Source organism: Microbacterium sp. ISL-103 (assembly GCF_018613995.1).
Classification (GTDB): Bacteria; Actinomycetota; Actinomycetes; order Actinomycetales; family Microbacteriaceae; genus Microbacterium.
The window spans coordinates 1-7,907 of sequence record NZ_JAGGPD010000097.1; the positions used below are offsets into that span (position 1 = coordinate 1).

Sequence of the window (7,907 nt, forward strand, 5' to 3'; positions counted from 1 at the left end):
CGCGTGCACGACGGGCGGACCGCGTGGAGGCGCTTATCCGCGAGCGGATGTCTCGCCCCTCGTCGTCGGGGGCGACTGACAGGTCGGTGGCCGACAGGGTCTTCGTATTGAGCACCACCTCACCGCTGTTGATCAGCAGATCGGCGTTGACACCGTAGATGCGCCCGACCGTCGCGCCCGACGCGTCGGTCAGGTCTGCGGTGTTGTCGCCCGCCGCCTGCTGGATCACGGCGAGCTGCTCGGCGGAGTACCGAGCCGAGTTGTCGTGGCCCGAAGTCGATCTGCCGTCCTTCCTCGACACCAGGGCGAGCGTCACCTGGCCGGGTGCGCGGCGGTCGGCCGGGGGCACCCGGGCATCGAGGTAGTGCGTGGTGACCACGCCCGCGGCATCCGTCGCCACACGCTCGTCGTAGGCCATCACGACGAGATTCACGCTCCGGGTGGCACCGGGGCCATGGATCTTGGATCTCAGATCGACCACTTCAGCTCTCCTGTCCGGTCGATCTCAGCTGCCGAGCAGCGCGCGGATCGGGTACGCCTGGTCGTCGAGGATGACCTGCGCGGCGCGTCCCGTGTCGCGATGGATCACGATCGGGGCGCGCAGGTTGATGTAGACGCCCTCGGCAGAAGGGTTGGCCACCACGAAGACCCGGATCACGGAGTCGTCTGCGGCGCCGATCTCGGCTCGGACGTCACCCGGGATGCTCGGTTCGTAGCCGTACTCCCCCGACTGCGGATCGAGCACGAACAGCCGCACATCGGCATCGTCGGCACGCAGCGCGTAGAGCCCCTCGGCCCCGGCGATCTGCTCGAGCGTGAATGCCGTGTAGGGGCTGAGGCCGGGCATCGGCGACGCGAACTCGACAGCGGTGTTCGCGGACTGGGCGGTGTGCGCGGCCTGGGCACGGGTGGCGGTCATCGCAGGAACTCCAGGAGGTTGGTCTGCAGGGACTTCGCCGTGACCTGCAGCGCGGATTGGAAGACGAGCCCGGCCGACTGGAGGTGCACGAGAACCTCGAGGCTGTCGACGTTCTCGACCTCGGCGCGGCGCGCCTCGAGATCGATCGACGTCGCCAGGTTCTGCGACGAGGCCCGCTCGAGCTGCACCTGACGGGCGCCTGTGGCCCCGCGAGCGGCGACGACGTCTTTCAGGCGCGCATCGATGTCGGCGAGGCGGCCTCCGACCTCGGCACCGCTGCGAAGGTCGGCGGCGATGTCTGCGAGAAGGGCGAACGCGCTGTTCGCACCGGCGCCGAACGCCTGCGACCCGTCGAAGTCCACCCGGACGGACTCGTTGTCGCTGATGCGACGCTGCACACCCTCTCCGGGGCTGCCGTTGAAGGCGAAGGTCACGGGATCGAACGCCCCTGCCGAATCGCTCGTGCCGGCGAAGACGCTGCGACCGAGCACCGTCGTGTTCGCCTTGGCGAGCAGCTCGGCGCTGATCGACTCGAGTTCCTGGGCGATCGATTCGCGCGCGGTGGGACTCAGCGCCCCCGAGTTCGCGCCCTGGGCGGTGAGGTCGCGTGCACGGTTGAGCAGGTCGGTGCTCGCCCCGAGTGCGCTGTCGACCGTCGTCACCCAGGCCATGCCGTCGCTGATGTTGCGGGCGAACTGCGCGACGCGCGACTGGTCGCCGTGCACGCCGAGCGTCGTCGCGGCAGCGGCCGGGTCGTCGCTCGGCGAGCGGAAGGCGCGCTGAGAGGCGGCCTGGTTCTGCAGGCGCTCGCGATCCGCGAGGTTCGTCTGCAGCGTCCGCAGCGACTGCTGCGTCATGGTGCTGCTCGTGATGCGACCGATCATTGTGTTGCTCTCCCCAGAGTCAGCGGCCTACGAGGCCTGTGCGGTTGATCAGCAGGTCCAGTGCCTCGTCGACGGCCGTGAGCACTCGAGCTGCGGCCTGATAGGCGGTCTGGTAGGTCAGAAGGTTGATCGTCTCCTCATCGCCGTCGACGGATGCGTTCGACTGCTGTGCGGTGACGGCGGCGACGGCCCCCATGTCGGCGATGTCGGCGCGCTGCAGGTCGCCGGCGACGGCGACGGCGAACCCGGTGACGAAGCTCGACCATGTCTTGCTCGGCCCCGTCGCCGACGACCCCAGAGCGCTGATGCGGCCGGCGATCGTCGTGTCCTTCGCACCGGCTCCCGGCGCGGCGAGAGCGAGTTGATCGAGCCCGGTGGGCACCACGCTGAGCCCCAGAGCCGCAGGTGCGGTGCCGTCGAGCGCGAAGAAGTCTCCACCGGCCGCTCCTGAGGAGGTGACACCGGTGCGGTGGATGTCGTTGACCGCCGTGGCCAGATTCGTGGCCGTCTCGTTGTACGCCGCGGCGACGCTCGCGAGGGTGCCGCCGTCGGATGCCGGGGCGAGCGCGCTGATCGTGCCGCCGATCGACCCGCCCGTGATGGGCACGGCGACGCCGGGGCGATCGGCCCATGCCACGCTGATGCGGCCGGCGTCGGCGATGTCACGCGGGCCGCTCGCCACGAGCGCGCGGCTGCTGTCGGCCGACACGAGCGCATTGCCGTCGACGCGCACCGTGAGTGTGCCGTCCGCCTCGACGGTGCCCTTCGCGCCGACCGCGGTGGACAACTGCTGCGCGAGCACGTTCCGCTGATCGACGAGCTCGTTGGCGTTTCGGCCGGACTGCAGAGCATCCCGGATCTGACCGTTCAGCGTCGCCACCTGGCCTGCGATCGCGTTGACGTCGGCGATCTGGCTGTCGACCTGCCCACGCAGGTCGCCCCACTGCCCGGCGATGGTCTGGTATCCCGCGGCGATCTGGCCGATCAGCACATTCGCGTCGGTGAGCACCACCTGAGCGGCTGCGGGGTCCGGAGTGTTGGCGAGGTCGGACCATCCCGACCAGAAGCGATTCAGGTTCGCCGCGAGACCGTCTTTGGTCGGCTCGGCCAGCACGTCTTCCGCCCGACCCGCCGCCGTGGCGCGAGCCGACCAGAATCCCGAGGTCGAGAGCGCGTCTCGCACTCGCGCATCGAGGATGTCGTCTCCGAGGCGCGCGATGCCCGTCACGTTCACGCCGCCACCGACACCGAGTCCCGAAGGCCAGAGGCCGGTCTGCCCCGGCGCCGAGACGGAGGCCTGATCGACGCGCTGACGCGTGTATCCGGTCGTGGTCTGGTTCGCGATGTTCTGGCCGGTGACGGTCATGCCCGCGCGAGCTGCGGAGAGAGCGGATTCTGCGAGCCTGAGAGCGGCGAATGAGGACACGGCCGTCACACCCTCGTGTCGAGCAGCCGGGCGTCGCCCCCGCGGACGACATCGCCGTGCGGGTCGTACTCGCCCGTCGGGACCCCGAGGCCTGCGATGGTCTCCTGCGTGACGCGGATGGCCGTGCGCAGCCGCTGCTCGTTGACCTTCTTCATCTCGCCGATCTCGTCGGCGAGCGTGACCATGGCCTCGAGGTGTCCGGAGAGGACCTCACGCCACGCGTCGGTCGGCGCCGCGTCGATCAGCTCGCGGAGCGTCGTCGCCTCGGGCACACCCCATTCGTCTGCGACCGAGATCACCAGCGTGTCGCGAGAGAGTGCCACAGTGGGCATCGCCGCGAGGACGCGCTCGATCTCGTTCGCCGCATGGTGGATCCAGCGGTTGCGTCCGGTCGCGAGCAGCATCTGCTGCTCGTCCAGCTTGAAGAGCAGCACCTCGAGCAGATCGCGCTCTCGCATCAGCTGCATGCTCAGGTCGTGAGCGGCCACGATAGGTCACCTCGTCATGTCGCGGTTTCCGTGACGGGATCGCCCGTCACATTCAGGACTATCGCGACATCGAGCGCACCAGTAACTCGGGGTGCATGGGGAGAACTCCCCATTGACAGATGTCAGGGTGCAGTGCTTGGTCGCCCGAGGGCCCCGAGAAGCAGCGACTCGGCGGACTCGTCGGACGACGCCTGCGCCGCATCCCTGTTGGCGTCGGTGACGGCGATCACGATCTCGGCGCGGTTGATGCGCTTGTCGCGGGGCGCATCGATGCCCACTCGCACGCCGCTGGGCGTGACCGCCAGGATCGTGACCGTGATGTCGTCGCCGATCACGATGCTCTCGTTGGCGCGTCTCGTCAATACCAGCATGCGTCTGCCTTCCATGGCTCGGGCACTGTCGCCCCGTCTGCACACAAAGCTATCGCACTCAGCTCGTAAATGAGCAGAACACGAACCTATCCCGCGGCGCTCGGAAGCGCCGACTGGGTCATCCGCACGACGCCGACGACGTCGGTCGCGAGTCCCCCCGCCGCCGCCTCGTCGTACGAGAGCACGGGGAGCCCGCTGACCTGCGACGAGACCATCCGGCGCACGGCCTGACGCAGCGACGGTGCGCACACGAGCACCGGCTCCGGACCGGCCTGCTCGAGTTCGGCGACCGTGCGCCGCACATTCTCGAGCACCTGCATCGTCGTCTCGGGGGTCAGCACGATCTGAGGATGGCCGTCGACGACCCGCATGCCCTCGAGCATCTGCTGCTCGAGGATCGGCTCGAACATGACGACCCGGATACGGCCGTCCTCGGCGAATCGTGAGGCGATCGCCGGCCCGAGGGCGGCTCTGGCCGCATCGATCAGTCCCGCGGTCTCGGTGGATGTCTTGCCGCGCAGCGCCAGAGCCTCGTAGATCCGGGCGAGGTCGTTGATCGGCACCCTCTCGGCGAGGAGGCCTGCGAGCACACGCTGGATGCCGGCGAGCGACAGCACAGCCGGAGTGAGCTCCTCGACCGTGGCGGGGCTCGACTGCTTGAGGTGCTCGGTCAGCTGCCGCACGTCTTCGAGGGAGAGCAGCCGATCGGCCTGGCTCTGCACGATGTCGGAGAGGTGGGTGATGATCACGCTCGCGCGGTCGATCACCGTCGCACCCGCCATGTCGGCCGCGTGCGACATCTCGGCCGGAACCCACTTGCCCTCGAGTCCGAACACCGGGTCGACGACGGCGGTGCCCGGCAGCTGCTCGAGCCCGGTGCCGATCGCGAGCACGTGCCCCCGGGGTACCGAGCCGCGACCGGCCTCGACGCCGGCGATCAGGATCGCGTACGTCTGCGCAGGAAGGTCGATGTTGTCGCGCGTGCGCACCGGCGGCATCAGGATGCCGATGTCGAGAGCGAGCTTGCGACGAAGCGACTTCACCCGGGTGAGGAGGTCGCCCGCTCCCCCGGATGCGAGGTCGACGATGTCGGGCGAGAGCGAGATCTCGAGGGCGTGCACGCGCATCCGATCCATCAGCTCGTCCGGGCCCTCGGATGCCGCGTCCACGGCCTCCTGCTCGAGGGCATCGGCTTCGAGCGCGGCATCGCGATCCTCGTTGGCCTTGACGCGGGATGCGGCGAACAGCAGCACGCAGCCGATCGCCAGGAACACCACCAGCGGCATCCCGGGGATGAATCCCATCGCGATGGCCGCGAGCCCCGTGATCACCAGCGCGTTGCGGGACTGCATCAGCTGGCGCCCCGCTGCCTGCCCCATCCCGGACTCGGCGTTCTCGCGCGTGACGATCATGCCGGTGGACACCGCCATCAGCAGCGCGGGGATCTGCGTGACCAGACCGTCGCCGATGGTCAGGATGCTGTAGGTCTCGAGAGCCTCGCCCATCTCCATGCCGTGCTGCACCATGCCGATGATGATGCCGCCGACGAAGTTGATGACGACGATGACGATGCCGGCGATCGCGTCGCCCTTGACGAACTTCGACGCGCCGTCCATCGCCCCGTAGAAGTCGGCTTCCGCGGCGACCTCGGCTCGCCGCCTGCGCGCTTCGGTGTCGGTGATGAGTCCGGCGTTCAGGTCGGCGTCGATCGCCATCTGCTTGCCCGGCATCGCGTCGAGGGTGAACCTGGCGCCGACCTCGGCGACGCGCTCCGCGCCCTTGGTGACGACGACGAACTGGATGACCGTGAGGATGAGGAAGATCACGGCGCCGATGACCAGCGACCCGCTGATCGTGATCTCTCCGAACGCCTGGATGACCTGACCGGCGTGGGCCTCGCTGAGGACGAGACGCGTCGAGGCGACGTTGAGTCCGAGGCGGAAGAGAGTCGCCACCAGCAACAGGCTCGGGAAGACCGAGAAGTCGAGCGGCTTCTTCACGAACATCGCGGTGAGCAGGATCAGCAGCGCGAAAGTGATGTTGAGCACGATGAGCACGTCGAGGAGCGGCGTGGGAATGGGCACGATGAGCAGGAGGATGATGCCCACCACCCCGACGGGCACCGCCGCCTTGGACAACAGCTGACCGATCATGCGTCTCGCCTTCGTTCTCTCTCGTCGTTCTGAATCTGTGGGGGTCGCAGCTCAGAGGCCGCGATCACGGGTGCTCGCGAAGGGCATGGTGTGGGTGCCCCTGGCCGACCCTCGGCGCTTGAGATGCTCGATGAAGGCGAGCACCTGCGCCACGGCCGTGTAGAGCTCTTCGGGGATCTCGCGGCCGATGTCGCAGGCGCTGTGCACCGCGCGGGCCAGCGGGATGTCCCTGATCATCGGCACGCCGGCCTCTTCGGCCTTCTCGCGGATCTTCTGCGCGACGATGCCCGCGCCCTTCGCCACCACCCGAGGGGCCGACTTGCCGGGCTCGTATCGCAGAGCCACGGCGACGTGCGTGGGGTTGACGAGCACGACGTCGCTGTCGCCCACCGCCGCGATCATGCGGTTGCGACTCATGGCCAGCTGGCGGGAACGCCGCTGAGAACGCACGAGCGGGTCGCCCTCGCTCTTCTTGTGCTCGTCCTTCGCCTCGTTCTTGGTCATGTGCGTGTGCTTGCGGTTGCGGCGCATCACCACCGCCACATCGATCGCGGCCAACAGGATGCCCACGGCGACGGCGACCTGCAGCAGCGCCACCGTTCCCCCGGCGGCCTGCTCGAGCAGCCACGTGATGTTGTGGCTGCCGCTCGCCATGAGCACGGGCACGAGGCCGGACACGACGATCCACAGGGCGAGCCCGATCGCGACGGTCTTGAGCAGGGCCTTGGCGCCCTCCCAGAGAGCCTGCTGTCCGAAGACCCGCTTGAGGCCGGTCACGATGTTGAACTGCTCGGTGCGCATCGTCACACCGCGCAGGTGGATGCCGCCCTGCGCCACCGCCGTGGCCGTGGTGGCGAGCAGCACCACCACGAGCATCGGCAGCATGATGCCCCCGAGCGACGAGATGGCAGAGCCGAGCACATCGAGCGCGGCAGCGTCCGTCGGGTTCTTCGCCACCGGGGTGACGGCCAGGAACAGCTCGGTGAGCACCTGCGTGCCCGACGAGATGGTCGGCACCATCATGACCGCGGCTGCCGCGATGCACACCCAGGCCGTGAAGTCCTGGCTGCGACCGATCTGCCCCTTCTTGCGGGCCTCTTTGAGGCGACGATCGGTCGCCTTCTCGGTGCGTTCGCCGCTGTCGGTCTCGCTCATCCGGTCACCCCCAGCAGGAGCTTGGCCGCGTCTTCGGCGATGACGGCCACCACACTCGGAAGAGCGGCGTAGACGAATCCGACGAGCAGCAGCGTGAGGCCGATCTTGATCGGGAAGCCCATCGCGAAGGCGTTCAGCGCCGGGGCGACGCGGCTGACGAGCCCGAGACCGACGTCGGCGAGGAAGAGCACGATCAGCAGAGGCCCCGCGATCTGGACGGCGCTGAGCATCATCTGCCCCGCGGCCCCGACGAGCGCTTCGGCGGGCTTCGCGAGATCGATCATCCCGGTCACCGGCACGGCGTCGAACGAGCGGAACAGCCCGCCGAGCACGAGCTGATACCCGTCGGATGCGAAGAGCAGCAGGATCGCGGTCATCTGGAACAGGCGGGTGAACTGTGCGCCGTTGATCGCCATGCCGGGGTCGAACGCCTGCGCCATCTGGAATCCGCCGAACGTGTCGACGAGGTGCCCCGCCCCCTGGATCGCGCTGAAGAGGACCATGACGAGGG

At 68.6% G+C, this 7,907-nt stretch carries 9 protein-coding genes; all 9 read right to left on the reverse strand.

Features of this window, described 5'->3' with window-relative positions; translation table 11 throughout:
- The coding region (locus tag J7E68_RS04310) for a hypothetical protein (protein WP_215170175.1) at window positions 1-481 on the reverse strand (481 nt) is incomplete at its 3' end.
- 24 nt (window positions 482-505) lie between these two features.
- Window positions 506-919, reverse strand: a complete 414-nt coding sequence (locus J7E68_RS04315) for a flagellar assembly protein FliW (protein WP_215170176.1) — start codon at window positions 917-919, stop codon at window positions 506-508.
- Window positions 916-1,803: a flagellar hook-associated protein FlgL gene (flgL, locus tag J7E68_RS04320; protein WP_215170178.1), complete on the reverse strand. Its 888-nt coding sequence runs from the start codon at window positions 1,801-1,803 to the stop codon at window positions 916-918. The genes J7E68_RS04315 and flgL overlap by 4 nt, the downstream gene beginning before the upstream one ends.
- A 19-nt stretch (window positions 1,804-1,822) precedes the next feature.
- A complete protein-coding gene (gene flgK, locus J7E68_RS04325; RefSeq protein WP_215170180.1) occupies window positions 1,823-3,229 on the reverse strand; it encodes a flagellar hook-associated protein FlgK in 1,407 nt (468 codons plus the stop codon).
- 5 nt (window positions 3,230-3,234) lie between these two features.
- Window positions 3,235-3,717, reverse strand: coding sequence for a flagellar export chaperone FlgN (flgN, locus tag J7E68_RS04330; RefSeq protein ID WP_215170182.1), 483 nt, complete (start codon window positions 3,715-3,717; stop codon window positions 3,235-3,237).
- A 122-nt stretch (window positions 3,718-3,839) separates the two neighbouring features.
- A complete protein-coding gene (gene csrA, locus J7E68_RS04335) occupies window positions 3,840-4,088 on the reverse strand; it encodes a carbon storage regulator CsrA (protein WP_215170185.1) in 249 nt (82 codons plus the stop codon).
- 86 nt (window positions 4,089-4,174) lie between these two features.
- Window positions 4,175-6,241 (reverse strand): flagellar biosynthesis protein FlhA, encoded by a 2,067-nt coding sequence (locus J7E68_RS04340; RefSeq protein WP_215170187.1) that lies wholly within the window; start codon window positions 6,239-6,241, stop codon window positions 4,175-4,177.
- Between the two features lie 51 nt (window positions 6,242-6,292).
- Window positions 6,293-7,396, reverse strand: a complete 1,104-nt coding sequence (locus J7E68_RS04345; protein ID WP_215170189.1) for an EscU/YscU/HrcU family type III secretion system export apparatus switch protein — start codon at window positions 7,394-7,396, stop codon at window positions 6,293-6,295.
- The coding region (locus J7E68_RS04350; RefSeq protein WP_215170191.1) for a flagellar biosynthetic protein FliR at window positions 7,393-7,907 on the reverse strand (515 nt) is incomplete at its 5' end. The genes J7E68_RS04345 and J7E68_RS04350, both read right to left, overlap by 4 nt.